General features: G+C 64.5%; 27 protein-coding genes. 7 read left to right on the top strand and 20 right to left on the bottom strand.

Annotated features, from left to right (window positions below; all coding sequences use genetic code 11):
• Window positions 1-3 precede the first annotated feature (3 nt).
• From AC07OE_RS19140 to AC07OE_RS19105, 8 genes are read right to left on the bottom strand one after another with little or no spacing between them, the layout of a single operon-like run.
• Window positions 4-666: a LysE family translocator gene (locus tag AC07OE_RS19140; RefSeq protein ID WP_495072154.1), complete on the bottom strand. Its 663-nt coding sequence runs from the start codon at window positions 664-666 to the stop codon at window positions 4-6.
• Window positions 666-1,604 carry a PhzF family phenazine biosynthesis protein gene (locus AC07OE_RS19135; RefSeq protein WP_495072153.1) on the bottom strand — a complete coding sequence of 313 codons (939 nt, stop codon included), beginning with the start codon at window positions 1,602-1,604 and terminating at the stop codon, window positions 666-668. The genes AC07OE_RS19140 and AC07OE_RS19135 overlap by 1 nt, the downstream gene beginning before the upstream one ends.
• A 29-nt stretch (window positions 1,605-1,633) precedes the next feature.
• Window positions 1,634-2,482: a PhzF family phenazine biosynthesis protein gene (locus AC07OE_RS19130; RefSeq protein ID WP_495072152.1), complete on the bottom strand. Its 849-nt coding sequence runs from the start codon at window positions 2,480-2,482 to the stop codon at window positions 1,634-1,636.
• Between the two features lie 30 nt (window positions 2,483-2,512).
• Window positions 2,513-3,136, bottom strand: coding sequence for a glutathione S-transferase family protein (locus AC07OE_RS19125; protein WP_495072151.1), 624 nt, complete (start codon window positions 3,134-3,136; stop codon window positions 2,513-2,515).
• 1 nt (window position 3,137) lies between these two features.
• Window positions 3,138-4,355, bottom strand: coding sequence for an aminotransferase-like domain-containing protein (locus AC07OE_RS19120; RefSeq protein WP_495072150.1), 1,218 nt, complete (start codon window positions 4,353-4,355; stop codon window positions 3,138-3,140).
• 18 nt (window positions 4,356-4,373) lie between these two features.
• Window positions 4,374-4,976 carry a LysE family translocator gene (locus AC07OE_RS19115; RefSeq protein ID WP_495072149.1) on the bottom strand — a complete coding sequence of 201 codons (603 nt, stop codon included), beginning with the start codon at window positions 4,974-4,976 and terminating at the stop codon, window positions 4,374-4,376.
• Complete coding sequence (locus tag AC07OE_RS19110; RefSeq protein WP_495072148.1) at window positions 4,973-5,887, bottom strand: DMT family transporter; 915 nt, start codon at window positions 5,885-5,887, stop codon at window positions 4,973-4,975. The genes AC07OE_RS19115 and AC07OE_RS19110 overlap by 4 nt, the downstream gene beginning before the upstream one ends.
• On the bottom strand, window positions 5,884-6,519 hold the full coding sequence (locus tag AC07OE_RS19105; RefSeq protein ID WP_495072147.1) for a LysE family translocator: 636 nt from the start codon (window positions 6,517-6,519) through the stop codon (window positions 5,884-5,886). Before AC07OE_RS19105 ends, AC07OE_RS19110 begins: the two co-directional genes overlap by 4 nt.
• Window positions 6,520-6,629: 110 nt before the next feature.
• On the opposite strand from AC07OE_RS19105, the gene AC07OE_RS19100 reads away from it, so the two are divergent.
• The 4 genes from AC07OE_RS19100 (at window position 6,630) to AC07OE_RS19085 (ending at window position 9,918) form a co-directional block, all read left to right on the top strand.
• Window positions 6,630-8,093: an aminotransferase-like domain-containing protein gene (locus AC07OE_RS19100; RefSeq protein ID WP_495072146.1), complete on the top strand. Its 1,464-nt coding sequence runs from the start codon at window positions 6,630-6,632 to the stop codon at window positions 8,091-8,093.
• A 166-nt stretch (window positions 8,094-8,259) separates the two neighbouring features.
• Window positions 8,260-8,943, top strand: a complete 684-nt coding sequence (locus AC07OE_RS19095; protein WP_495072145.1) for a hypothetical protein — start codon at window positions 8,260-8,262, stop codon at window positions 8,941-8,943.
• Window positions 8,944-9,030: 87 nt separating this feature from the next.
• On the top strand, window positions 9,031-9,336 hold the full coding sequence (locus AC07OE_RS19090; RefSeq protein ID WP_479600099.1) for an NIPSNAP family protein: 306 nt from the start codon (window positions 9,031-9,033) through the stop codon (window positions 9,334-9,336).
• A gap of 78 nt (window positions 9,337-9,414) precedes the next feature.
• Entirely contained in the window at window positions 9,415-9,918 is a 504-nt protein-coding gene (locus AC07OE_RS19085; protein WP_495072144.1) for a hypothetical protein, read from the top strand.
• A gap of 70 nt (window positions 9,919-9,988) precedes the next feature.
• Here AC07OE_RS19085 and AC07OE_RS19080 read toward each other — a convergent pair whose 3' ends face one another.
• The 12 genes from AC07OE_RS19080 to flgB form a co-directional block, all read right to left on the bottom strand.
• Window positions 9,989-11,212: a YuxH family protein gene (locus AC07OE_RS19080; RefSeq protein ID WP_495072143.1), complete on the bottom strand. Its 1,224-nt coding sequence runs from the start codon at window positions 11,210-11,212 to the stop codon at window positions 9,989-9,991.
• A 4-nt stretch (window positions 11,213-11,216) separates the two neighbouring features.
• Entirely contained in the window at window positions 11,217-12,581 is a 1,365-nt protein-coding gene (flgL, locus tag AC07OE_RS19075; protein ID WP_495072142.1) for a flagellar hook-associated protein FlgL, read from the bottom strand.
• A gap of 31 nt (window positions 12,582-12,612) precedes the next feature.
• Window positions 12,613-14,556, bottom strand: coding sequence for a flagellar hook-associated protein FlgK (gene flgK / locus AC07OE_RS19070; RefSeq protein ID WP_495072141.1), 1,944 nt, complete (start codon window positions 14,554-14,556; stop codon window positions 12,613-12,615).
• A 12-nt stretch (window positions 14,557-14,568) separates the two neighbouring features.
• On the bottom strand, window positions 14,569-15,492 hold the full coding sequence (gene flgJ, locus AC07OE_RS19065; protein WP_495072140.1) for a flagellar assembly peptidoglycan hydrolase FlgJ: 924 nt from the start codon (window positions 15,490-15,492) through the stop codon (window positions 14,569-14,571).
• Window position 15,493: 1 nt separating this feature from the next.
• Window positions 15,494-16,567, bottom strand: a complete 1,074-nt coding sequence (locus AC07OE_RS19060) for a flagellar basal body P-ring protein FlgI (protein ID WP_495072139.1) — start codon at window positions 16,565-16,567, stop codon at window positions 15,494-15,496.
• Window positions 16,568-16,705: 138 nt separating this feature from the next.
• Window positions 16,706-17,425, bottom strand: coding sequence for a flagellar basal body L-ring protein FlgH (locus tag AC07OE_RS19055; protein WP_495072138.1), 720 nt, complete (start codon window positions 17,423-17,425; stop codon window positions 16,706-16,708).
• A gap of 8 nt (window positions 17,426-17,433) precedes the next feature.
• The gene (gene flgG / locus AC07OE_RS19050; protein ID WP_310346026.1) at window positions 17,434-18,216 is read right to left on the bottom strand and encodes a flagellar basal-body rod protein FlgG; all 783 of its coding nucleotides are present in this window, start codon (window positions 18,214-18,216) and stop codon (window positions 17,434-17,436) included.
• A gap of 12 nt (window positions 18,217-18,228) precedes the next feature.
• The gene (locus AC07OE_RS19045) at window positions 18,229-18,969 is read right to left on the bottom strand and encodes a flagellar basal body rod protein FlgF (protein WP_495072137.1); all 741 of its coding nucleotides are present in this window, start codon (window positions 18,967-18,969) and stop codon (window positions 18,229-18,231) included.
• A 16-nt stretch (window positions 18,970-18,985) separates the two neighbouring features.
• On the bottom strand, window positions 18,986-20,233 hold the full coding sequence (gene flgE, locus AC07OE_RS19040; RefSeq protein WP_495072136.1) for a flagellar hook protein FlgE: 1,248 nt from the start codon (window positions 20,231-20,233) through the stop codon (window positions 18,986-18,988).
• Window positions 20,234-20,257: 24 nt separating this feature from the next.
• Window positions 20,258-20,902: a flagellar hook assembly protein FlgD gene (locus AC07OE_RS19035; protein ID WP_495072135.1), complete on the bottom strand. Its 645-nt coding sequence runs from the start codon at window positions 20,900-20,902 to the stop codon at window positions 20,258-20,260.
• 17 nt (window positions 20,903-20,919) lie between these two features.
• A complete protein-coding gene (gene flgC, locus AC07OE_RS19030; RefSeq protein ID WP_310346015.1) occupies window positions 20,920-21,324 on the bottom strand; it encodes a flagellar basal body rod protein FlgC in 405 nt (134 codons plus the stop codon).
• A gap of 28 nt (window positions 21,325-21,352) precedes the next feature.
• A complete protein-coding gene (gene flgB / locus AC07OE_RS19025) occupies window positions 21,353-21,796 on the bottom strand; it encodes a flagellar basal body rod protein FlgB (protein ID WP_495072134.1) in 444 nt (147 codons plus the stop codon).
• Between the two features lie 177 nt (window positions 21,797-21,973).
• Between flgB and flgA the strand changes: the two genes are divergently transcribed.
• The 3 genes from flgA (at window position 21,974) to AC07OE_RS19010 (ending at window position 23,561) form a co-directional block, all read left to right on the top strand.
• On the top strand, window positions 21,974-22,714 hold the full coding sequence (gene flgA / locus AC07OE_RS19020) for a flagellar basal body P-ring formation chaperone FlgA (protein ID WP_495072133.1): 741 nt from the start codon (window positions 21,974-21,976) through the stop codon (window positions 22,712-22,714).
• A 94-nt stretch (window positions 22,715-22,808) separates the two neighbouring features.
• Window positions 22,809-23,138, top strand: coding sequence for a flagellar biosynthesis anti-sigma factor FlgM (gene flgM, locus AC07OE_RS19015; protein WP_495072132.1), 330 nt, complete (start codon window positions 22,809-22,811; stop codon window positions 23,136-23,138).
• 39 nt (window positions 23,139-23,177) lie between these two features.
• On the top strand, window positions 23,178-23,561 hold the full coding sequence (locus AC07OE_RS19010; protein WP_495072131.1) for a hypothetical protein: 384 nt from the start codon (window positions 23,178-23,180) through the stop codon (window positions 23,559-23,561).
• Window positions 23,562-23,576: the final 15 nt, after the last annotated feature.

Raw genomic sequence — 23,576 nt, 5'->3', positions numbered from 1 at the left:
GGTTCAATGCACATGGGTGCTGGTGCGCAGCAGCTGCAGCCCTGCCAGCCCGAACACGGCGGCCAGCAGGCCCTCCATCCAGCGACGTGAGGCGGCATAGATCCTTCGCGCGGCCGGTGTGGAAAATGCCAGCGCGTAGCCCGTGAAGATGCCGATGCCCATCGCCATGCAGCCCGCCACGACGACCCAGGCCAGGTGGGGCGACGCGTTGGCAGGAATGCCCACGGTGACGGTGGCCAGCCAAGCCAGGACCGCTTTGGGATTGGTCAGGTGCATGCCCAGGCCCCGCAGGTAGAGTTGGCGCGGGGTGGCATTGGTTGCCTGGGTGGCCGACAACTCGGCATGCGGCGCACACGCCACGCGCGCTGACTTGACCGCCAGCCACAGCAGGTAGAGTCCGCACAGCACCTTCATGGCGATAAGCCCGGCGGTAAAGCTGGCCAGCAGTTGCGAGATGCCCAGCGCGGCCAATACACCCCAGAACCATGAGCCACTCAAGATGCCGGCCGCCAGCCACAGCGCGGGGCGGCGTCCGGCATTCATGGCCATGCCCATGATGGCCATGTTGCTGGGGCCAGGGCTGCCGGCGCCGACCAAGTAGGTGGTCCAGGCCAATGCGAGTTGGGCTGCCAAGGGGGCGTGGAGCCAGGCGTCCAGTGCGGGCATCACAGCGTCACCTTGCCGTCAATGCAGATCACCGAATCACCGCCCACCCAAATCTGGCCGCTCGCGTCTTGCTCGATATAGACGCGCCCGGCGCGACCTATGCAGGTGCCCTGGGCGGCCACGTAGCGGGTGGGGACGATGCCATCGGCGATCAGCCACTGCGCCAGGCTGGCGTTGAAACTGCCGGTGACCGGGTCTTCCGACACGCCAATGTCGGGTGCAAAAAAGCGCACTTCGACGGACGGCGTGTCGTCGTCTGCAGAGGACGCCGCAGCATCTCGGGTACCAAAGGCCCGTGCCTCACGGTTGCTGCGCACTATCAAATCAGGAGCTGTTGGCGCAGTGTCCACACCGGCTACACCCACGCCGGGCACCAAACCTTTGAGGGCTGCGGCATCGGGTTGCAGCCCCAGCACGGTCTCCATGCTGTCGAGCAGCAGACCGAGCCAGGTGGGGCCGTTGTTGAGCCATTGCGCGGCCAGGATCTGTTGGGATTGCAAACCCAGCGCGGCGGCGACCTGTGCCAGCAGGGCGGCATCAGGCGCGCTGCGCTGCAGGCTGGGTGCGGCGAAGGCCAGGCGGGTGCCGTCGCGTTTCAGTTTCACCAGGCCCTTGGTGCACTCCTGCACGATGAAATCGGCCGAGCGCGGCGTGCCGCCCGCCTGCAGCCAGGCGTGGCAGCTGCCCAGCGTGGGGTGGCCCGCAAAGGGCAGCTCATCACCGGGGGTGAAGATGCGCACACGGTAGTCTGCACCTTGGGCGGCGGCCTCGGGGCTGGGCGGCAGCAGAAAGGTGGTCTCGCTCAGGTTGGTCCAGCGTGCGAAGGCCTGCATGGCTTCCGTGCTGAGGTCCGTGCCGTCCAGCACTACGGCCAGCGGGTTGCCCAGGAAGGGCTGGGCGGTGAACACGTCCACCTGCTTGAAAAGGCGTTGGCGCATGGGCGCTCCCGAACTTGGATTGTTTGAAATCAGAGGGCTGCGGTGCCACGGATGCAGGTGACGGTGTCGCCGCCCACCCAGACCTGGCCGCTGCTGTCCTGTTCGATATGGACACGGCCTTCGCGCTGGATGCAGGTGCCCTGCGCCACCACGTACTTTTTGGGCATGTACTCGTCTTCGATGAGCCACTGGGCCAGGCTGCCGTTCAGGCTGCCACTGACCGGGTCTTCCTGAATGCCTTCCATGGGCGCAAAGGCACGCACCTCCAGTGCGTCCGCCGCAGTCAGTGCGGCCACGCCCACCTTGATGCCCAGGTGTTTGAGTACCAAGTGGTCGGGCTGCAGCTGCAGCACGGTCTGGCGGTCGTCCAGCAAAATGCCCAGCCAGTCAGAGCCGTTGCACAAAGTTTGCGCTGCCACAATCTGCGCCGCCTTCAGGCCCAGGGCCGCAGCCACCTGCGCCAGCATGCCGGGGCTGGGGTTTTTTCTGCGAAACGCTGGCGCAGCAAAGGCCAGGCGCGTGCCGTCGCGGCAAATCTGCACCAGCCCGCCGCCACACTGCTGCACGATGCGCTTTGTGTTTTTGGGCTTGCCCCCCGACTCCAGCCAGGCATGGCAACTGCCCAGCGTGGGGTGGCCCGCAAACGGCAGCTCCAGCCCTGGGGTGAAGATGCGCACCTGGTAGTCCGCGCCCTGCGCCGCCGCTTCTGGCGTGGGCGGCAACACAAAGGTGGTTTCACTCAAATTCGTCCAGTGCGCGAAACGCTGCATGGCCTCCGTGCTCAGTCCCGCACCGTCCAGTACCACGGCCAGGGGGTTACCCAGATACGGCTGGGCGGTGAACACATCGACTTGGGCGAAGGGGCGCTGTTGGGGCACGGTGGTCTTTCTGCAGGGTGGGGGTGACGGTTATGACAGGGGAAGGTCAAGTACGCCGCGCGTGGCGGGGCGGGCGAGGATACTGGCGAACCAGCGCTCCAGATGGGGCCAGGCGGGCCGGGGTTGGGGCAGGCCAAACCAGCGGTGCACATCGCAGGCCACGGGAATGTCGGCCATGCTGAAGTGCGCGCCGCCCACATAGGCGCGGTCGACCAGGTGGTCGTTGAGCTGGGCCAGAGCCGGTTCGGTGGCGGCGGTCGATCTGGCGATCACGGCGGCGTCACGTTGGTTGGCGGGCGTGCGGAACCACTGCACAAAGGCGCCGCCGCTGTCGCGGTTCAGCGTGGTCTGCTGCCAGTCCATCCAGCGCTCGGCGTCAAAGCGCGCGGCCAGGTCCTGCGGGTACAGCGTGGCATCGCCGTACTTGGCGCACAGGTAGCGCACGATGGTGTTGCTTTCCCACAGGGTGAAGTCCCCATCCTGCAGCGTGGGCACCAGGGCATTGGGGTTCATGGCCAGGTACTCGGGGGTCTTCACCACACCAAACGCCATGCCGGCATCGCTGCGTGTGAAGGCCACGCCGGTTTCCTGCGCGGCCCACACCACCTTGCGCACATTCAACGAACTCAGGCGCCCCCAGATATGCACGGCCATTTCAGCTCCTTTGGGCGTGAATGGCGGCGGCCAGGGCGGCCACGCCGCGCTGGATCTCTTCCACGCTGGGGGTCACAAAAGACAGGCGCATGGTGCGCGTGTCGCCGTGGTCGGCGTAGAACGGTGCACCGGGCACAAAGGCCACACCCTTGTCCACGGCGTGCGGCAGCAGGTCCACGGCGTTCATGCCCTTGGGCAGGCGTGCCCACAGGAACATGCCGCCGGCCGGGGTGTTCCAGGTCAGCGTGTCGTCGGGGTTGGCACCAGCGGGGAAATGGTGGGCCAGGGCCTGCAGCATGGCATCACGCTGTGCCTTGTAGAGGCTGCGGATGGTGGGGACATGGCGGTCCAGGAAACCGTTTTGCATGACCTCAAAAATCATGCGTTGGTTGAAGCCCGGGCTGTGCAGGTCGGCAGCCTGTTTGGCCTGCAGCAGCTTGGGGTGTACCGCTTTGGGGGCCACCATGAAGCCCATGCGCAGGCCGGGCGCCAGCACCTTGGAGAACGAACCCAGGTAGATGCCGCCCTCGGGGTTGCGTGCCGTCAGCGGTGCGGGCGGGGCCTGGTCAAACCACAGGTCGCCGTAGGGGTTGTCTTCCATCAGGGGCAGGCCGCTGCGGGCGGCTTCTGCGCTCAGGGCCGCGCGGCGGGCCTCGCTCATACTGCGGCCCGTGGGGTTCTGAAAGTTGGGCAGTACGTACAGCAGGCGTGCATTGTCGGACTTGGCGGCCAAGTCGGCAATGTCCACGCCTTCGTCGTCGGTGGCCACGCTCACCACGTTCGGCTCCATGGGCATGAAGGCCATCACTGCGCCCAGGTAAGTGGGCGACTCCACCAGCACCTTGCTGCCCGCATCGATCAAGATTTTGGCGACCAGGTCCAGGCCCTGTTGTGAACCGGTGGTGATCAGCACCTGCGCCGGATCGACCTTCCAGGGCACGCCGGCTTCAGCGCTTTGCTTGCCCAGGTTCTCGGCCACCAGCTCGCGCAGCGGGCCGTAGCCCTCTGAGGCGGCATATTGCAGGGCGCCCGCCGGGTCGTCCTTCAGCACCTTGGCACACGCGGCTTCAAACTCGGCCACAGGGAAGGTTTGGGGGGATGGCAAGCCGCCGGCAAAGCTGATGATGCCGGGGCGCTCGGTGACTTTGAGGATCTCGCGGATCACCGAGGGGTTCATCTTTGCGGCGCGCGCAGCCAGGGTCCAATGGGTGTGTGTCATAGCGGTTCCAATGTTCTTTCAGGACATGAGCATAGGGTAGAGCGAGGCGACCAGCGCCAGCGCCATGGTGATATTGAAGATGCGCAGGCGCAACGGGTCTTGCAGCAGGCCGCGCATGGCCTGGCCAAAGCCCACCCAAACGGCAGAGCAGGGGCTGCCCAGCACCAGCGACATCAGCGCCAGCAACAGCACCTGGGGCACGCTGGCGTCTGGCGGCAGGTAAGCGCTCATGGCAGTAACGATCATCACCCAGGCCTTGGGGTTGATCCACTGGAAGGCGGCCGCGCCCCAGAAGCCCAGGGGCTGGGGGGAGGGGGCCGTGGGGTCAGCGTCCGCAGGGCGGGCCGTGGCCAGCTTCCAGGCCAGCCACAGCAGGTAGGCCGCACCGCCCCAGCGCATGAGTTGGTAGAGCGCCGGAAACCGGTCCAGCACGGCATGCAGGCCCAGGCCCACACACAGCAGCATCACGGTGAAGCCAATCTGCACGCCCAGCAGGTGCGGCAGCGAGCGGCGCACGCCGAAGTTCACGCCCGAGGCCATGAGCATGGTGTTGTTGGGCCCTGGCGTGATGGAGCTCACGACCAGGAACAGGGCGGCGGCGATCATCAGCTCGTGGTTCATGCGGCGGCCGCTTTCAGAGAAGATTGCACTGGCATGCGCCGGCCAATGAAGACGGTGGCGATCACCGCCACGCCAAAGCCCACAGTCACCGCGTCCAGCCGCTCACCGAGCAGCGGCACGGCGAACAGCATGCCCAGGAAGGGCTGCAGCAGTTGCACCTGGCTCACGCGCACGGTGCCGCCCAGCGCCAGGCCCTTGTACCAGGCGAAGAAGCCCAGCCACATTGAGAACACCGACACATAGGCAAATGCACCCCAGGCGCTGGCAGGCAGGGCTAGGCTGGGGAACTGCCACACCGCCAACGGCAGGTTGATGGGCAGCGCAATCACCAGCGCCCAGCAGATCACGTGCTCGGCGCGCATGCGCTGCGACAAGCGCCCGCCATGCCCATAGCCCACGGCCGCACAGGCCATGGCCAGCAGCAGAAGCACATCGGCCATCTGCAAGGACATGCCGCTGTGGCCGGAACGCAGCACCGCAAACGCCACCACCAGCGCGGTGCCGGCCAGCGCGCAGACCCAGAAGCCGGTGGAGGGGCGCTGGCGGTTCAGCAATGCGCCCACCACGGCCGTGGCCAGCGGCAGCACACCCACCATCACACTGGCATGCACCGCCTCCACATGGCGCATGGCCAACGAGGTGAAGATGGGGAAGCCGAACACCACACCCAGCGCCACCAGCACCAGCGGGCCCCAGGTGTCACGCGGTGGCCGCGGCGCCTTGCCCCACCACAGGAATAGCGCCGACAGTAGGCCGGCCACCACGGCGCGGCCGACGGCGATGAACAGGCCTGACATCAGCGGCGCTTCGGGCGTGCCCACGGCCAGCCGCGTCATGGGCAGGGTCATGGCGAAGATGGTGATACCGAGCAGGCCCAGCCACAGGCCCTTTTTGAGGTTGGAAGTTGTCATAGCGATCCCATCCAGATGGCGGTGGCCACCAGTACGGCAGACATGCCGCGGTTGAACCAGCGCAGGCGCTGTGCCGTGGCCACGCCGTCCACTACCGGGCCGCCCAACCAGTCGCGCAAGAGTGAGCCGATGGCGGCATACAGCAGGTTGCTGAAGAATCCAAAGGCCAGCATCAGCGGCAGGGTGAGGGCGTAGCGCGCCAGGGCGTCCTCGCGCCCGGCCAGCCAGCCGGCCGTGACGGTCAGGCCCAGCATCCAGGCCTTGATGTTGAGAAACTGCAGCGCCACGCCTTGCCAGAACGTAACGTTCAGGCGGCTGGAATCTGCCTCCCCCAGGCTGCTCGCACCTGCCAGCTTGAAGGCCAGCCACAACAGGTAGCCCACGCCCAGCCACTGGATGGCACTGCGCAGTAAGGGCCAGGCCACCACCAGCGCACCCAGGCCGCCAGCACACAGGGTGAACAGCAGACCCCAGCCCAGCGGAACGGCCAGCACAAAGTGCAGCGCGCCGCGCAAACCCCGGTTGGCCGCCAGGGCAGTAGACAGCGTGGTGTTGGGTCCCGGCGTGAAGCTGGCCGCGGTGGAGAGCAGCAGCAACGCGGTGAATTCGGCAGGGGCAAACGGGTTCAGCATGAGACTCAATGTACTTTGAAAAACAGCACACTTGCAGTACAGTTTATGTGGACAGAAGTGAAACTGTATTGCTGCTGCCGCCAACACAGGACCGATCCAGGACACCCGCCATGCTCATGAAAACCGCTGCCCAAAGCCTGGCTGAACAGCTGGCTGCGTTGTTTGCCCAGCGCATCCGCGACCGCTTGTTGGCGCCCGGTGCACGCCTGCCCTCCGTGCGCCTGTGTGCGCAGCAGCAGGGTGTGAGCCCGTCCACGGTGGTGGGGGCGTACGACCAGCTGCTGGCCCAGGGCCTGGTGGAGGCACGCAAGAACCGCGGGTTCTATGTGCGTGAACTGCCCAGTGTCCCCGTGGGCAGTGCGCATGCTGCTATTGAATCAGGAGCGCATGGTGTGGCCAACCTGATGCTCACCGTGCCCCAGCGCTATGCGCCGCTGAACGCCACAGCCCTGATCCGCGGCATGTTCAAGGGCGTGAGCAACAAGCCCCAGCCTGGCATGGGGGTGCTACCCAAGGAGTGGTTGCAGTCCACGTTTCTGGCCACGGCCGTGCGCCGCAGCTGCAGTGTGGAGGCGCTCAACGCGTTCTCGCTGCAGTACGGCGAGCCGGCGGGCGACACGGGGCTGCGTCGGGCGCTGTCCACCAAACTGGCTGGCCTGTCGATACAGGCTGCGCCTGAGCAAATCATCACCACCGTGGGCGCCACCAATGCGCTGGATGTGGTGAGTCGCACGTTGCTGCGTGCGGGCGACTATGTGATGGTGGAGGAGCCCGGTTGGGCCATCGAATTTGCCCGGCTGGATTCGCTGGGCATGCGCATTCTGCCGGTGCCGCGCCGCGCCGAGGGGCCGGACCTGGAGGTGATGGCGCGCTACTGCGAGGCGCACAGGCCCAAGCTGTTTGTCAGTGTGAGCGTGTTCCACAACCCGACCGGCTTTTGCCTCTCGCCCAGCAGCGCCTACCGCATTCTGCAGCTGGCCAACCAGCACGACTTTCATATCGTCGAAGACGACACCTACAGCCACTTTGCGCCCGAACATTCCACGCGCCTGTGCGCGCTGGACGGCCTGCAGCGCACCATCTATGTGGGTGGCTTTGCCAAGATCCTGGCGCCCAACTGGCGCGTGGGCTACATGGCCGCGCCCAAGGATCTGGCTGAACGCCTGCTTGACACCAAACTGCTGTCCACATTGACCACGCCGGCGCTTCTCGAGAAGGCGCTGGCCTGGTGCATCGACCAGGGCCAGTTGCGCCGCCACGCCGAGCGTATTCGTACCCAGTTGGACGGCGCCCGCGCCCGCAGTGTGAAGCTGGCGCTGGCGCATGGCTGCACCTTCGCCTCCGACCCCGTAGGCCTGTTTGGCTGGGTGGAAACGGGGGTGGATACCGACGCCCTGAGCCAGCGCATGCTGGACGAGGGCTACCTGCTGGCGCCCGGCGCGCTGTTCCACGCCCAGCGCACGCCCAGCAGCCTGATGCGTATCAACTTTGCGAGCACGCAAGAGGCGCAGTTCTGGAAGACGTTTGCGCGGTTGCGGGATGAGCAGCTGGGCAAGACGGGAACGAGGCCATAGATTCACCCGTTTGGGGGATGCGGAAGTGGTGCGTTCCCGGTCAGAATCCGCGCTGCCTTTAGTCGCCAACAAGGGCGGCCATCTCTGGACATGTTTTCCTCGTGCATGCGGGGAATGTGGCAGGAGGTTTTTCTCTCTGCCAATTCATCATCTACTTTCCGTTTTCATGAATACACGTTTTTTCACTACTGCACTGCTTGCCGCCACCCTCGCGTTGACCGGGTGTGCCACCCGGAACAAGATGGCATTTGAGAATGATGCCGACCGCCTGACAGAAAGCAGCAAGCCGGTGTACCTGATGACAGCCACCATCAAAAACAACTACAAAGCTTCGTACCAGCCCAAGTTGATCGTTGTTCACGTGGAAAAACCCAATGCCAAGGACTCTGACGATCGACTGAACTTCACCATGGGTGACAAAGGGCGCGATGAAAAAAATGCCGCCGGCAATAGCTACCTCATGCGCATGGAGCTGGCGCCGGGCCAGTATGAAATCCGTGGACTGAGCAGCATTGCGAGTTCGTTCCCCGTGAATGGGTTCTTCTTTGCGCCTCTGCATTCCAGCCTGGAAGTCAAAGGCAATGGTGTGTACTACTTGGGGCACGTGACCGCCACGGTACGTGAACGCCAGGGCAACGAGTTCAAGGCTGGTTCCAGCATTCCGTTGCTGGACCAGGCGATCGCGGGCGCCTCCGGTGGCACTTTCGACATCAGCATTACCGATGAGTTTGCGGTGGACGAGCCTGCATTCCGGAAAAAATTTCCGGCGCTGGCCAACGTGGCGATCACCAAGGCTATTTTTCCTCCGTTTGACCGGGCCAAAGCCCAGGATTGGTGGGAAAAGAACTGATTGAGCGATTGCTCCCGGCAGCCTCCTGCACGATGCGCCGCAGGCCAAGGCCGCCGTGTTGACACGACCCACCCTGAGGAGACAGAAATGGTGACCTGCTATTTGCGCTACGTGATCGACCCCTTCAAGCTCGCCGAGTTCGAGCACTACGGCAAGCTGTGGATTCCGCTGGTGGAGCGCTTTGGCGGTCAGCACCACGGTTACTTCATGCCGTCCGAGGGCGCCAACAACATCGCCTTGGCGATGTTCAGCTTTCCCAGCCTGGCCGCGTACGAGACTTACCGCCAGCAGTCGTTCAACGACGCCGAGTGCCAGGCCGCGTTTCGCTACGCAGAAGAGACGCGCTGCATCGTGAGCTACGAGCGCACGTTCTTCCGGCCGGTGTTTCGCTGACCCCGCAGCCGGTAAGACGGCCCAGGGCGCTCGCAGCGCCCATCACAACAAACACATCAGCTTTAGGGAGACTGTTTCATGGCGTCGTGCGCGTACTGCAACACTACGATTCTTCTGGGCGGCAAACGGCAGGGCGACCTGCGTTTTTGCAATGCCACCTGCATGCAGCGCGGCGCGCTGGCCCTCACGGCGCGGGCGCTGCCCCAGCCCGAAGTCGACCAGTACGTGGCCCAAGTGCACCGCGGCCAGTGTCCCGCGTGCCAAGGCGACGGCCCAGTGGATGTGCACACCTCCTACCGCGTGTGGTCTGTGCTGTTCATGACCTCGTGGTCCAGTAGGCCTGCCGTTTGCTGCCAGGGCTGCGGCACCAAGCGCAAGATCGGCGACACGGTGTTCTCGGTCGTGCTGGGCTGGTGGGGCTTCCCCTGGGGCTTTTTGGTCACGCCCATGCAAATCATCCGCAACGTGTGGGGCGTGGTGAACCAGCCCGACCCCACCACACCGTCCCCCGCGCTGGAGCAAATGCTGCGGCTGGAAATGGCGGTGCGGGTACCCGCTGCACGGAACAAGTTGCCGGATTGAGTGTCGCTGTCTGCTCCTGTTTTAGGAGCAACTTATTCATATCCCACGAGGGATAAAGCCCTAAAAGCCATTAGTAGGCAGCCAGCGAGCGCAGCAGGGCGCGGTTCACTTCGTCGGCGGGCAGCTCGTGGGCCTTGCAAACATCGCGGATGACTTTGGTGGAGCTGCCCTCCAGCGCGCTGGCCACTTGCAGCCAGGGCGCGTAGGGGCCGGTCTGGCCCAGCACGGCAGAGGCCACGCGGCCGGGCAGGGGCAAGCGGTGCAGCGCGGCGCCCAGGTTTTCACCCAGCAGCAAATCCACCTGCGAAAAGATGCCGCACATGAACACCTCGCGGCGCAGTTCGTCTTCGGCACCTGCGTCGGCCAGGCGCTCCATGATGCGCGCGCGCAGCACCATGGCGCCGCGTATGGGTTGCAGGTTGGAGTCGCTGCTGGCGTGGGGCATCTGCTCCATGAGCCAAGCGCGCAGACGGCTGTAGCCCATGTTGAGCAAGCCTTGGCGCACGCTGGCGGTTTCGTTGCGCAGCGCCAGCGCGGCTGAGTTGGCGAAGCGCAAAAAGCGGTAGATCAGCAGTGGCTCGTCACCCATGCGGCGCTCCAGCGCTTCGAGTGATTCATCGGCATCGATGGCGCGCACCAGATCGCGCATCACCTCGCGCGCAGGCTGGATCTGCTTGTAGCGGTAGGCGTAGAGCATTTCCTCGGTGGGCCAGCCAGCCACGCCCCAGACGGCCTGGTGGTCCAGTGCGTGTTCCACCAAAGCCTGGCTGGCCAGGCCTTCGTACAGTGCGCCAGGCACTACGGGGCTGGGGACCACACCAGCGCCACCGCTGCCGCCGTCCTGGTTGCGGCGCAGCGCAGCGCGCAGCGCGCTCAAGGCGTCTTGCGGGCTCAGTGTGCGCAGGGTTTTGTGAAAGCTGCCCTGCACCTCGGCGTGCGATGCGGCCTGGCCGACTTCGCCGCTCCACACCAGGCGGCGTCCGCGCTGGTGGGCCTGGCGCACCTGGTTGGCCAACTGGGTGTCACCCAGCCAGGCATCGGGCACTTCCAGCCAGATGCCGCCGGGCGGCGCATGCTCCAGCAGGTCGCCGAGCAGCGCCGGCGTGCGCACGCTCAGCAACTGCGTTTCCTTGCCTGCGGGCCAGAGTTCCTGCAGTACCTGCAGCAGGTGCTGCGCGTCTACCGCGCTGCCGCTGTAGGGGTCTACCCAGAGGCGCACCCCGCTGCGCTGGCGCCACTGGTTCCACAGGGGCTGGTACCCCATGGTCACGCTGCCCAGCACCGAAGGTGTCATGGCATTAGCCCAGGAAGTTGAACAGCGAAAGCTTCTGCACCTGCGCGTAGGACTGCAGTGCGGCAGAGTAGCCGGTCTGCTGGTTCTGGAAGTCGGAGATGCCCTTGATCATGTCCAGGTCTTCCGCGCGCGAGCGGTTGCCTTCCTGCTCGATGTTGCGTTTGTCGTTGTCCGTGGTAATGCGGTCAGCCCGGCCCAGCAGGTCGCCGGCCTGGCCACGTACCGAGGAGATACGGGTCATGCTGGTGTCGATGTTGTGCAGGGCTTGGGCCACGGCCTGGGTGGCTGCGTTGGCGTTGGCGGCCTTGCCAATGTCGTTGATGGCCGTGTCCAGCACGCTGAACACGCTGCGCTTGAAACTCACGTTCACCGTGTCGCCCACGGCCGGGCTGCCGATCACCGTAGCGCCGGTGTCCTTGTCGGTGGTGGGTGGAATGCCGTTGATGTTGAATGACAGGCCGGGGATGCCGGTGATGGCGATCTTGGAGTTACTGCCGGTGGCATACGAGGCGCTGGCCCCGGACACCAAGGGGCTGGGGCCGCTGACGGGCGGGGTCTCGGTGATGTCGTAGGTGACCGTGGTGGTGCCTGGCACGGTGGTGGAGTCCAGCGCGGTGAAGGTCACCTTGTAGGTGGGGTAGTCGGGGTTGCCGGCCGTGGCCTGGGCCAGCGCGGCCGTGCTGGCCACGGTGGCGCTGTTGCTCACGACCACGCCGTCGGTGGTCAGCGAGCGGTTGGTGGGGATGGCATTTGCGCCATTGCCGACGGTGACGTTGAACACGCCATCGCGTGCGGGCTGGTTCATGAAGGCCGCTTCGCCATCCAGGGTGAAGGGGATGGCGTACTGGCCGCTGGAAGACTGGCCGGGCAGGCCATTGAAGGTGTAGTCTGGCGCGACGGACTGGGGCCCGACAAAGGGGGCCAACGCGCTGCCCAAAGCGGCGAACAGGGGCAAGCCATTGCTGTCCTTGGTGTTGGCCAGGGCCAGGATCTGGTCGCGCATGCCGGTCAACTGGCTGGCAATGGTGGATCGCTCCGATGCGGTGTAGGCGCCGTTACCGGCGGTGACCACCAGTTCGCGGAAATTCTGCAGGGCATCGGTGATGTTGCCCAGCGTGCTCTCGGCCGAGGCAATGGCGTTGCGTTGTGCTTCAAGCGCACGCTGGTCGGTAGCAATGCGGGCAATGCGATTCATGGCGCGCTCGGCCTGGGCGGCGCCGGTGGGGTCGTCGCTGGCGTTGTTGATCTTCTTGCCTGAGGTCAGGTTCTCCTGCAGGCTGGCCAGGGTGGTCTGGCGGGATTGCAGGTTGCGCAGGGTGTTGTCGTAGGCGTTGGCGGACCCGAGCCGGGTGAAGGCGGTGGCGGTCATGCGTGTTCTCCGAGCATCGGTGGCCTAGCGGCTACCGGGAAAGCCCTTGAATCAGGGTGTCAAAAATGCTTTGTGCGATCTGGATCATCTTCGCCGAGGCCTGGTAGGCCTGCTGGTACTGCAGCAGCTTGGCGGCCTCCTCGTCCAGGTTCACGCCTGACACGCCGGAGCGGTCTTTCTCGGCGTTGGCGGCGATGTTGCTGGACACCTGGGCCGAGTAGTTGGCGCTTTGCGAGCGGATGCCGATTTGCGAGATCAGGCCCGCGTAGCCATCGGTCAGCGCGGCACCGTCGAACATGGGCTTGTCGCGCAGGTCCATCATGGCGCTGGCGTTGCCGCCGCTGGTGGCGGCAAAAGCGTTTTGCCCGATGTTCACGGTGTCATTGGTGGCGGGCATGCCGGTCAGCGTGAGCGAAAAGCCTGGAAAGCCGGCCGGTGTGTAGTTGATGGCCTGGCCCGACACGTAGGGCTGGCCGGTCACGCCCGCAGTCAGGCCGGTGTTGTCCACGATGTCATAGGTGGTGCCGCCCGCGCCATTGGTGAAGGTCACGGTGTAGCTGGGCTGTGGCACGGTGGCCGCGGTGGTGGCCAACGTCTTGGCGCTCAGGCTGGACAGCGCCAGCGAGCCCGTGTTGGTGGGAGTGAGCTTGGCGGCCAGCGGGGCGGCCACAGCCAGCGCGCGCGGGGTAGAGAATTCACGCGCCACATTGCTGGCCGAGGTGCTGTAGGGCTTGAGCAAAAAGCGGTCGCCCGCAGCAGCGCCCGCCGCGCCGGTGGTGGTGATGGTCAGACCGTCCAGCGTCACCGGGCTGCTCAGGTCCACGTTGCGCACCAACCCGTCGCTCATGCGCTTCACCGATGCGTTGGGCGGAGTGGTGAAATTGATCTCGTAGTCGGAGGCTTCCAGCTTGGTGACATCGGCGATCGACAGACTCATGCTGGCCGCGGAGGTTTGCCCGGTGGCCTGGTAGATGTTGGAGGTGCCGAAGGTGGTGGGGGTGAAGAGGTTGCCGCCCACATTGCCGTCCAGGTCCAGGCCCAGCTTGTGCTGGTCGTTCATGGCCGTGGTGATGCCCATGGTCAGGCGGCCCAGCAGGTTGCGGCCTTCGGCCAGGTCGTTGTTCTGAAAGCGCAGCAGGCCCGACACCTCACCACCCCCCAGGGTGTTTTCGTCCAGCATCATGGAGTTGCCGTTGCGCGTGATGGCCAGCCGGCTTTTCAGCGTGTCGCCGAAGTCGTCGGGCACGATGGAGACCGGTGCCACCTCGGTCCCCAGCACCAGCGCCTGGCTGCCGCCAATGAAAACGCCTACCGTGCCATCGTCCGCCGGGATGGAGGTGGTCTGCACGTACTGGTTCAGGTCGCGGATCAGCTGGTCGCGCCGGTCCAGCAGGTCGTTGGGCGGCTGGCCATTGCCTTGCGCGCGCGAGATCTGCTCGTTCACATCGGCAATGTTGTGTGCCAGGGTGTTGACGGCGGTGACCTTTTCGCTGATGGACTGGGCAATGCCGCTTTGCAGGTCGTCCAGGCTTTGCGATGCAGAGCGCAGGCGCCGGGCAGTCTCGTCCACACGCGTCAGCGCCACCGTGCGCGCGGTCAGATCGGTGGGGGCGCTGGCCACGTCGGAGAAGGCGTTCAGCATGTCGTTGATGCTGGCACCCACACCATCGGTACCGCCCTGGAAGATGTTGGTCAGCTGCGTCAGGTAGTTGGCGCGGGTGACGTCGGCAGACTGTGTGGTGGCGGCCAGTGTGCTTTGGCGGTTCAGGAAGGAGTCAAAGTTGCGCTGGATGGTCTGGATCGACACACCCTTGCCGAGGTAGCCACCGCCGGTGAACTGGCCTGCCACGGTCTGCAGCACCACCTTTTGGCGCGAATACCCTGCGGTATTCACGTTGGCAATGTTGTTGCCCGTGGTTTGCAGTGCCACCAGGTTGGCTTGCAGGGCCTGCGCGCCGATGTTCAGAATGCCCATGGTGGTCTCCGTTTACACCTGCACGCGGCGCAACTGCAGCGTGGTGTTGATGGCGCGGCTCAACTTGGCGGCGTACTCGGGGTCGGTGGCATAACCTGCTTTTTGCAGGCCGCTGGCAAACGCGTGGGCGGACGTGGTCTGCTCGCGGGCCTTGGCGTAGCGGGGGCTTTCCGTGATCATGCGCGCGTAGTCCTTGAAGGAGTCTTCATAGGAGTCGTAGGCGCGGAATTTGGCGACCTGCTTTTGTGCCACACCGCCCACGTATTCGGTGGTGGTGACCTCGGCCACCTTGCCGGTCCAGCCGGCGCCGGCCTTGATGCCAAACAGGTTGAAAGAGTTGCCGCCGCCCTTGACCTTGATCTGGTGGCTGCCCCAGCCGGTCTCGTGGCCGGCCTGGCCCAGCATGTAGCTGGCAGGAATGCCGGTGGCCTTCTCCACCTGGCTGGCCACATCCGAATGTTTCTTGACAAAGTCGGCCTGGGTTTCGGTGGGCGCGCGCTTGGTCTTGACCGGTGTGATCTTGGCGTCCATGCCCAGGTCGGGCTTGGTCTTGGCGGGTTCAGTGCCCGCCGTCGGCGCAGGCGTGGTACCGGGCATGGTCACGCCCATCTGGCGGGCCAGCTGCTGGGAGATCATGTCCGACAGGCCGCCGGGCTGGCCGGACATCTGCACCGCGAACTGCTGGTCCAACAGGTCAGCGCCCAGGTCTGTGCCGGGGTTGTCCAGCATGCCGGATTTCATGGTGTTGCTGGCGTCCCGCATGCTTTTTACCAGCTCGCGCATGAACAGGGACTCGAACTGTTTGGCCGTTTCCTTGATGGTCTCGGGCGTGGCCTTGCCTGCATCGAGTTTCAGGCTGCTGAGCGACTGGGAGTCGGCCGCCAGGCTCTGGGAGCTGGACAGTGAGGAGGTGCCGTAAATGGATCCGTAGCTCATCTCAGATCACCTCCAACTCCGCATTCAGGGCACCTGCCGACTTGATGGCCTGCAAGATGGCCAACAGGTCTTGTGGGGTGGCGCCCAGCGAATTCAGGGCCTTCACCACATCGGTGAGTTGGGCGGCTGCGGGAATCTGGATCAGCTTGCCCGGCTCGGATTTGATGTCGATGTTGGCTTTTTCAGTGACCACGGTCTGCCCGCCTGACAAAGCGCCAGGCTGGCTCACTACCGGTGTGCTGGAGATGCTGATGGACAGGTTGCCGTGCGCGATGGCGCAGGGGCCCAGGGTGACCGCCTGGTTGAGCACGATGGAGCCGGTGCGCGAGTTGATGATGACCTTGGCCGCGGCCACAGAAGACTCGATGGGCAGTTCTTCCATCTCGGCGATGAAGTTCACGCGGTCGTTGGGGTTGCCGGGGGCCTTGACCTGCACCGTGCGACCGTCCTGAGCCTGGGCAATGCCGGAGCCAAATTTGCGGTTGATGGCCTGGGCCACTTTGCGTGCGGTTTGAAAGTCGGACGAATTGAGGCTCAGGCTGATGCTGTCGCCTTCCTGCAGCGTGGTGGGCACGGCACGCTCCACCTGCGCACCATCCGGAATGCGGCCCACGCTGAGGTGGTTGACGGTGACCTTGCTGCCACCCGCGGCAGCGCCGGCACCCGCCACAATCAGGTTGCCCTGGGCCAGCGCGTAGACCTCACCGTCCACGCCCTTGAGCGGGGTGGAAATCAGCGTGCCGCCCTTGAGCGACTTGGCGTTGCCGAGCGACGAGACGTTGATGTCCAGGGACTGGCCGGGCCGGGCAAAGGCGGGAAGCTGGGCGGTAACCAGCACAGCGGCCACGTTTTTCATCTGCAGCTGCGCCACCTGGGCGGCGGGCAGGGTCAAGCCCAGCTGTTTCATGTAATTGGCCAAGCCCTGCGAGGTGTAGGGCATCTGGGTGGTCTGGTCGCCGGTGCCGTCCAGGCCCACGACCAGGCCAAAGCCGGTCAACTGGTTGCTGCGCACGCCTTCAATGGCGGCGACTTCCTTGATGCGGGTGGCCGACAGAGCGGTGCCGCTGGCTGCCATCAGGAGCGCCAGGCACAAACCGCCTAGCCAGGGACGGCCTCGGGGTGTTACAGCGTGGTTCCAGTGTGTCATGTGCAGAGTCGGTAACGGGGACGGTCCGACTGGACCTATTACCCCTCGGCACTATTCTGGAGAACTTTAGAAGGGGTTAAAGCTCAAAAAGAAGCGCGATAACCAGCCAACTGTCTGGGCTTCGCCTTGGGCGCCGCGGCCCTTGGACTCCACGCGCACGTTGGCGACCTGCAGCGAGCTGATCACATTGTTGGGTTGCAGCATGCGCGGGTTGACTGTGCCGGTAAAGCGCATCACGTCCACGTTCTGGTTCACGCCGATCTGCTTCTCGCCGGCTACCACCAGGTTGCCGTTGGGCAGCACTTCGACGACGGTGGTCGAGATGGAGCCGCTGAAGGTGTTGGCGGCTTCCGTGCCGCCCTTGCCGCTGAAGTCGTTGTCGGTCTTGACACTCATCTCCAGGTTTTTCATGTCCACACCAATCACGCCGGGCAGGGGCGGCGTGATGGCGTTGCTGGCGGATGTGTTGCGGTTCACCGTGGATTTGGACACCTGGCTCGCCGTCAGGCTTTCGACGATCTGGATGGTGACAATGTCACCCAGCGCACGGGCGCGGCTGTCTTCAAACGCGGGTCGGTAGGTGGCCAGGTGGAACAGGCTGCCGTTGGCCGGCCTGGCGGGCGCGGCATTGGTGGCGGCTCCCAGCTCGGGTTTGACTTCGGCAAAGTCCACCACGGCCTTGGGCGGCAGCGCGCTGCAGCCTGCCAGCCACAGGGTGCCGGCCAGTGCAGCATAAAAACTGCCTCTGGCCCCCGTGGAATATGCGTAAGTAGCTACTTTTTTCATAGCAGACCTCACAGCTGCCCTAATTTTTGCAGCATCTGGTCCGAGGTCTGGATGGCCTTGGAGTTCATTTCATAGGCGCGCTGGGTCTGGATCATGGTCACCAGCTCCTGCACCACGTTGACGTTGGAGGTTTCCACAAAGCCCTGCATCACAGCGCCCAGACCGTTGGAGCCTGGTACACCTGCATTGGGCTGGCCCGAGGCTGCGGTCTCCTGGTACACGTTCTGTCCCTTGGGTTCCAGACCGGCTGGGTTGATGAAGCTGGCCGTGGTGATGGTGCCCACGGTCTGCGGTGTGGTGGTGCCCGGCACGGTGGCGGACACGGTGCCGTCCTGGGCGATCGACAAATTGGTGGCGTTGGCCGGCACGGTGATGCCGCCTTGCACCAGCAGCCCGGACGAGGTGACCACGCGGCCCTGGTTGTCCAGCTGGAAGGCGCCGTCGCGGGTGTAGCCGGTGGTGCCGTCAGGCATGGTCACCTGGAAGAAGCCGTTGCCCTGGATGGCGACATCCAGGTTGTTGTTGGTCTGTTGCAGGTTGCCCTGCGAGAAGGTGCGGCTGGTGGCCACGGTGCGCACGCCCAGGCCCACCTGCAGGCCCGTGGGCAGGGTGGACTGTTCCGAACTGTTGGAGCCCACCTGGCGGAGGTTCTGGTACATCAGGTCTTCAAACACCGCATGGGCTTTCTTGAAGCCGTTGGTAGAGACGTTGGCCAGGTTGTTGGAAATCACGTCCAGCTGCATTTGCTGGGCTTCCATGCCGGTCTTGGAGATCCAGAGGGAGTTGATCATGGCGGTGTTCCTTTAGCCTTGCAGGCCTAACAATTGACCGGCCGAGCGGTCGTTGGATTCGGCGGTCTGCAGCAAGCGCATCTGCGCTTCGAACTGGCGCGCGGTCTGGATCATGCCGACCATGGATTCGATGGCATTGACGTTGGAGCCTTCGAGTACGCCCACTTGTACGCGCGCCGTGTCCTCGTTGTTCATGGGGTCACCCGACAGGGTGCGGAACAGGCCGTCGTCACCGCGCTTGAGCGGGTCGTCGGCCGTGGGCACAGCCAGCTTGAGCCGGCCGATCACGTTGGCGGGCTGGCCGCCCACCTTGGCGCTGATGTTGCCGTCGGGGCTGATGGTGAGTTCGGCGCCTGCAGGCGAAGTGATGGCCCCGCCGTCGCTGGACAGGACCTGGCGGCCATTGCCGGTGGTCAAGGTGCCGTCAGTGGCCACTTCAAAGTTTCCGTTGCGGGTGTAGGCCTCGTTGCCGTCCAGGCCCTGGACGGCAAACCAGGCGTCGCCCATGGCCATGGCGTCCAGGCTGCGGCCCGTGCGCTGGGCAGGGCCGGGGGTGTTCAGGTGACCCGCCGTGGCCTCCACCGCAAACACGCGGGTGGTGGCGCCTTCGCCGCGCAGGGGGACGGCGCGGTACGTGGCCAGTTGGGCGCGAAAGCCGTTGGTGGACACGTTGGCCAGGTTGTTGGACAGGACGGCCTGGCGGCTGGCAGCCGCATTGGCGCCGGTCATGGCGGTGTAGATCAGACGGTCCATGGCGGGCTAGCCTCGGTTAGCGCAGGTTGACCAGGGTGGACATTACCTGGTCCTGCGTCTTGATGGTCTGGGCGTTGGCCTGGTAGTTGCGTTGTGCAGTCATCATGTTGACCAGCTCGGCCGTAATGTCCACGTTGGATTCCTCGATGGAACCGGCACGCGTTTCACCAAACTTGCCGATCCCCGGCTTGCCCAGAACGACGGGGCCGGATTTGAAAGTTTCCAGGTACTCGCCACCGCCCACTGGCGCCAAGCCCTGCAGGTTGCGGAAGTCGCCCAGCGCCAGCATGCCGCCGGTCTTCAGGGTCTGGCCGTTGGAGTAGCTGGTGCTGATGACGCCTTTGCCGTCAATGGCCAGGCTGGTGAACTCACCCGCGGCATAGCCATCCTGCGAGAGCGCGGTCACGCTGTAGGCGGCGCCAAACTGGGTGACGCCCTTGATGTCGACCGTGATGGTGCCCGGGATCTTGCCGGTGGCCTCGTTGGGGTTGTTGGAGGTGATGGTGCCGCCGGGAATGGTCAGGGTGAGGCCTGCGGGGCCGTTCACCTTGCCGGTGGCGTCGAAGGTGATCGTGCCAATGGGGGTGGTGCTGGTCAGGTCGGTGTAGACGTCCCAGGAGTTGGCCACCGTGTCGGTCTTCTGGAAATACAGGTTGGCCGACGACGGCACGCCCTGTGCGTCGTACACGCTGATGGAGGTGCCGTAGGTGGCGCGGGGCGAGGGGGTGATGCCGGCGGCCGTGGCTTGGGTCGCGTCCTTGGCCCGGGCGTCCAGGTTGAATTCGGCGGAAATGGCGGCGGTGGCCTTGGCGGGGATCGGAGCGCCGGTGGGCAGCACTAGCTTTTGGGGGGTGATGCTGGTGGCGGTCCCGGTGTTGTCGGTGGGGTAGCCCATCAGGAAGGAACCGGTGTTGGTCAGGATGTTGCCGTTTTTGTCCAGCTTGAACTCACCGTCGCGGGTGTAGGCAATGGTTCCGTCGGTCTTGGTGACCTGGAAGAAGCCGCCACCGTTGATCCCCACGTCCAGGCTGTTGCCAGTGATGTTGATGTTGCCCTGGGAGAACTGCTGGGCAATCGCCGCTGTGGCCGCGCCAATGCCGGCTGCGTTGCCTCCGCCCGTGCCCAGCGAACCTGCTACCAGCTCGGAAAACTCATTGCGTGACGACTTGAACCCCACGGTGCTGGAGTTGGCAATATTGTTGCCAATGACGTCGAGGCTCTTGCTCGATACATTGAGCCCGGAGAGGCCTGTTTGAAAGCTCATGGCGTGGTCCTTGTGGGTGGCGGATTAGAGGATGACTTTGATGGCGTCGTACGCAACGGTGGCGCCGCTCTGGAGGCTGAGGTTCAGACCACCGGTGCCGGTGCTGACCGACTCGATGGTGCCGCGCGTGAGCGGGGTCACGTCCACGGTCTTGCCGCTTAGCGAGGCGGTCACCTTGAAGATGGGTGTGGTGGTGCCGGTGTAGCTACTGGCGTCCCACTCGAAGTCGTGGCGGCCTTGGGTCTGCGCACCCAGGTTGACAGTGCCCAGCACCTGGCCACCCGGGGTTTGCACCTGCACGGTCACCTTGTCGGCTTCGCCCGCGAGGTTCAGGCTGCCCTTGCCCACACCGCTCTTGATGGACATGGCGTTGCCCTCGGTCAGCACCTCGCGGCCGACCATGGACGCGCCCTGCAGCACCTGCATGGAGGAGAACTGGGTGGCCATGGACTTCATGGTCTCGTTGAGCTCCTGGATGCCCGACACCGTGTTGATCTGCGCCATCTGGCTGGTCATCTGGGCGTTGTCCATGGGGTTCATGGGGTCCTGGTTGTTGAGCTGGGCCACCAGGAGTTTGAGGAAACGGTCGGTCTGGGCCTGCGCGCTGGTTTGCGAGCTGCCCGTGGTGGATGTGCTGGACGAACTGGTGTTGCTGACGCTGGAGACCATGGTGTGTGCCTCTGAGGTTATTGACCCATTTGGAGCGTCTTGAGCAGCAGCGTCTTGGCTGTGTTCATGACTTCCACGTTGTTTTGGTAAGACCGCGAGGCCGAGATCATGTTCACCATCTCCTCCACCGGATTCACGTTGGATTGGGTGACGTAGCCGTCGGCATCAGCGGATGGGTGCGTCGGGTTGTGCACGCGCTTGAGCGGGTCGTTGCTCTCGCGGATGGAGCTGACTTTGACGCCGGACGACGCGTCCGACCCCATCGGCACGGTCTCAAAGACCACTTGGCGCGCTTTGTAGCCCTGGCCATCGGGGCCGGCTACGGCGTCGGCGTTGGCCAAGTTGCTGGCGACCACGTTGAGGCGCTGCGACTGGGCGCTGACCGCGCTGCCAGATACGTTGAAGATGGAAAACATGGACATCGTGGGTCTCCTCAGTCGTGGTCAGGGCCTACTGGCCCTGGATGGCACTCAAGATTGTTTTGGAAGAGCCGTTAATGAACCGAAGGGTGGCTTCATAGCGCACCGAGTTGTCCACAAAGTTGGCGCGCTCGCGGTCCAGGTCCACACTGTTGCCGTCCATGGCGGGCTGCGATTGCACGGTGTAGTCCAGCTTGGAGTCCCCCAGCGTGCTGCTGCCATTGGCGCTGGGCAAGGGAATGTGGCGGGCATTGGTCGTGCCATCACTGGCCATGCCTGCGCTGCTGCTGGTGGACAGGGAAATGGCCTTGTCCCCCAGGGCTTCGCTCATGGCCTGCTTGAAATTGACATCGCGCCCCGAGTAACCGGGCGTGTCGGCGTTGGCGATGTTGCTGGCAATGACGCGTTGACGCTCGGCGCGCAGCACCAAAGCTTTCGCTTGAAAGTCCAGGGCGTTGGTCAAATTGGCAAACATGGGCTACCTCGGCTAAGTGCGCCCGGTCCAGACGGAGGGGGCGGGATGGGGGCGTGCGGCAATTATGGGAAAAGCTTTAATTTCCTAGCGGAGGAATAGCGGGGGGTTTGGCCTGCATTTGGCGGGTTTGCGCCGAGCAGGGGCTGCCTATAGTTGTGGCAACTTAGGAGTGCCGCCATGTCCCCGTGCTTGCGATTCACGCATCTGCTGCCCCGCTGGCTGCGCGGCGGTGTGGTGCTGGCCGTGCTGGTGGCAGCGCCAGCGGCTTGGGCCCAGGAGATGGCGCTGGGCGATTTGCAGGCGCTGGCGCAGCGCTGGGTGCGCGACACGGTGGCGAAAACCAACGCGGAGAACCCTGGTCTGCGCATGGAGTCGACCGTGGGGGCGTTGGACAGCCGTTTGCATCTGGCGGTGTGTGGCAATGTGGAGCCCTATGTCCCGCCGGGTGCCAGGCTGTGGGGCCGTAGCCGCGTGGGCTTGCGCTGTGCGGATGGCATTGGCCGCTGGAATGTGTCGTTGCCCGTGGTCGTCAAGGCCGTGGGGCCGGCTTGGGTGTTGAAGGGCCAAGTGTCGCCCGGTGCCGTGCTGAGTGATACCGATGTGCTGGAGGCCGAGGTGGACTGGGCCGATGAGCCCAATGCCGTCTTGCAGGATCGCGCGCTGTGGGTGGGGCAAACGACCACCCGCGTGCTGATGGCGGGCCAAGCCCTGCGTCAGGGCATGGTCAAGCCGGCCCAGGTGTTCCAGGCGGGTGCCTCGGTGCGCGTGGTTGCCCAAGGCCCCGGTTTTCAGGTGTCCAGCGACGCCCAGGCCCTGTCGGCCGGGGTGGTGGGCCAACAAGCCCGCGTGCGCATGGACAACGGACGGGTTGCATCTGGCACGGTGCTGGATGTTCGTACAGTAAAAATAGACCTTTGAGTCCAACTTCCTGTGCAAAGAACCCTAAAGTCAGTCATCATCTGGCCGATAACAATCCCACGAGGCCGTGCTTATTGCGGCTTTGGAGAACGCCATGAAGATAGGTCAACCCTCAGATATTCCCTCTTCCGTCACGCCCACGGTGTCCGGTGCTGCCCAAAAAGCGGCCCAGAGCAGCAGCGCCAGCACTGCCGCGACCAACAGCGCGAGCGAGGGAACGCGCTCTGCGGGTGTGGCCGTCACCGTGTCCACGCTGGCGCGCTCCCTGGAAAAGCCCGAACGCAGCGATGCGGACGTGGATACCCAGAAAGTAGCCACCGTGAAGGCAGCCATCGAAGACGGAACCTATGTGGTGAACGCCGAGGCGATTGCCGACCAACTTCTTTCCAACGCGCAGGAAATGCTGAACCGCACCACGCGGTAAGTCCGGCCTGCGCACTTTCAACAGTGCGGAGGTTTCGGAATGTCTAAAGGCTCCACCCCATCCAAGTTTGACGCGCTCGAGCAGCAGTTCGGCGCTGTAGCCGCCGCCTTGCGCGATGGCGACGCGTCCCAGCTTGAATCCCTGAGCAGCCAGCTACAGCAAATGACGCTGGAATTTGCGCGTGAGCTGGAGGTTTTTTCGGCAACGTCGGGTATTTCCTCAACCCAACTGCGCAGGGCCAAGGCGCTGAGCCAAGGTTTTCCGGTGTTGCGCGAAAGCCTGATGCGCCGGCAGGCCTTGGTGGAGCAAGCTTTGCAGGTGGTCGTGCCCGCTACCCAAAGTCAGACCTATGGAGCCCCGGCCGCCAGCCCCTATGGTGCCGGCCCCAAGGCCTCGGGGCGCTTCCAAAGTTTTACCGCCTGAGAGCGGCAATGCGAT

This window comes from Rhodoferax sp. GW821-FHT09E07, assembly GCF_059416145.1.
Note: the sequence above shows the minus strand (reverse complement) of the source record. Positions and strands in the feature narration are given on the sequence as shown.

Coding starts and splice junctions, on each gene's coding strand:
- AC07OE_RS19140 (WP_495072154.1), bottom strand. CDS start 666: ATGCCCGCACTGGACGCCTGGCTCCACGCCCCCTTGGCAGCCCAACTC.
- AC07OE_RS19135 (WP_495072153.1), bottom strand. CDS start 1,604: ATGCGCCAACGCCTTTTCAAGCAGGTGGACGTGTTCACCGCCCAGCCC.
- AC07OE_RS19125 (WP_495072151.1), bottom strand. CDS start 3,136: ATGGCCGTGCATATCTGGGGGCGCCTGAGTTCGTTGAATGTGCGCAAG.
- AC07OE_RS19120 (WP_495072150.1), bottom strand. CDS start 4,355: ATGACACACACCCATTGGACCCTGGCTGCGCGCGCCGCAAAGATGAAC.
- AC07OE_RS19115 (WP_495072149.1), bottom strand. CDS start 4,976: ATGAACCACGAGCTGATGATCGCCGCCGCCCTGTTCCTGGTCGTGAGC.
- AC07OE_RS19110 (WP_495072148.1), bottom strand. CDS start 5,887: ATGACAACTTCCAACCTCAAAAAGGGCCTGTGGCTGGGCCTGCTCGGT.
- AC07OE_RS19105 (WP_495072147.1), bottom strand. CDS start 6,519: ATGCTGAACCCGTTTGCCCCTGCCGAATTCACCGCGTTGCTGCTGCTC.
- AC07OE_RS19100 (WP_495072146.1), top strand. CDS start 6,630: ATGCTCATGAAAACCGCTGCCCAAAGCCTGGCTGAACAGCTGGCTGCG.
- AC07OE_RS19095 (WP_495072145.1), top strand. CDS start 8,260: ATGAATACACGTTTTTTCACTACTGCACTGCTTGCCGCCACCCTCGCG.
- AC07OE_RS19090 (WP_479600099.1), top strand. CDS start 9,031: ATGGTGACCTGCTATTTGCGCTACGTGATCGACCCCTTCAAGCTCGCC.
- AC07OE_RS19085 (WP_495072144.1), top strand. CDS start 9,415: ATGGCGTCGTGCGCGTACTGCAACACTACGATTCTTCTGGGCGGCAAA.
- AC07OE_RS19080 (WP_495072143.1), bottom strand. CDS start 11,212: ATGACACCTTCGGTGCTGGGCAGCGTGACCATGGGGTACCAGCCCCTG.
- flgL (WP_495072142.1), bottom strand. CDS start 12,581: ATGACCGCCACCGCCTTCACCCGGCTCGGGTCCGCCAACGCCTACGAC.
- flgK (WP_495072141.1), bottom strand. CDS start 14,556: ATGGGCATTCTGAACATCGGCGCGCAGGCCCTGCAAGCCAACCTGGTG.
- flgJ (WP_495072140.1), bottom strand. CDS start 15,492: ATGAGCTACGGATCCATTTACGGCACCTCCTCACTGTCCAGCTCCCAG.
- AC07OE_RS19060 (WP_495072139.1), bottom strand. CDS start 16,567: ATGGCAGCCAGCGGCACCGCTCTGTCGGCCACCCGCATCAAGGAAGTC.
- AC07OE_RS19055 (WP_495072138.1), bottom strand. CDS start 17,425: ATGAAAAAAGTAGCTACTTACGCATATTCCACGGGGGCCAGAGGCAGT.
- flgG (WP_310346026.1), bottom strand. CDS start 18,216: ATGATCAACTCCCTCTGGATCTCCAAGACCGGCATGGAAGCCCAGCAA.
- AC07OE_RS19045 (WP_495072137.1), bottom strand. CDS start 18,969: ATGGACCGTCTGATCTACACCGCCATGACCGGCGCCAATGCGGCTGCC.
- flgE (WP_495072136.1), bottom strand. CDS start 20,233: ATGAGCTTTCAAACAGGCCTCTCCGGGCTCAATGTATCGAGCAAGAGC.
- AC07OE_RS19035 (WP_495072135.1), bottom strand. CDS start 20,902: ATGGTCTCCAGCGTCAGCAACACCAGTTCGTCCAGCACATCCACCACG.
- flgC (WP_310346015.1), bottom strand. CDS start 21,324: ATGTCCATGTTTTCCATCTTCAACGTATCTGGCAGCGCGGTCAGCGCC.
- flgB (WP_495072134.1), bottom strand. CDS start 21,796: ATGTTTGCCAATTTGACCAACGCCCTGGACTTTCAAGCGAAAGCTTTG.
- flgA (WP_495072133.1), top strand. CDS start 21,974: ATGTCCCCGTGCTTGCGATTCACGCATCTGCTGCCCCGCTGGCTGCGC.
- flgM (WP_495072132.1), top strand. CDS start 22,809: ATGAAGATAGGTCAACCCTCAGATATTCCCTCTTCCGTCACGCCCACG.
- AC07OE_RS19010 (WP_495072131.1), top strand. CDS start 23,178: ATGTCTAAAGGCTCCACCCCATCCAAGTTTGACGCGCTCGAGCAGCAG.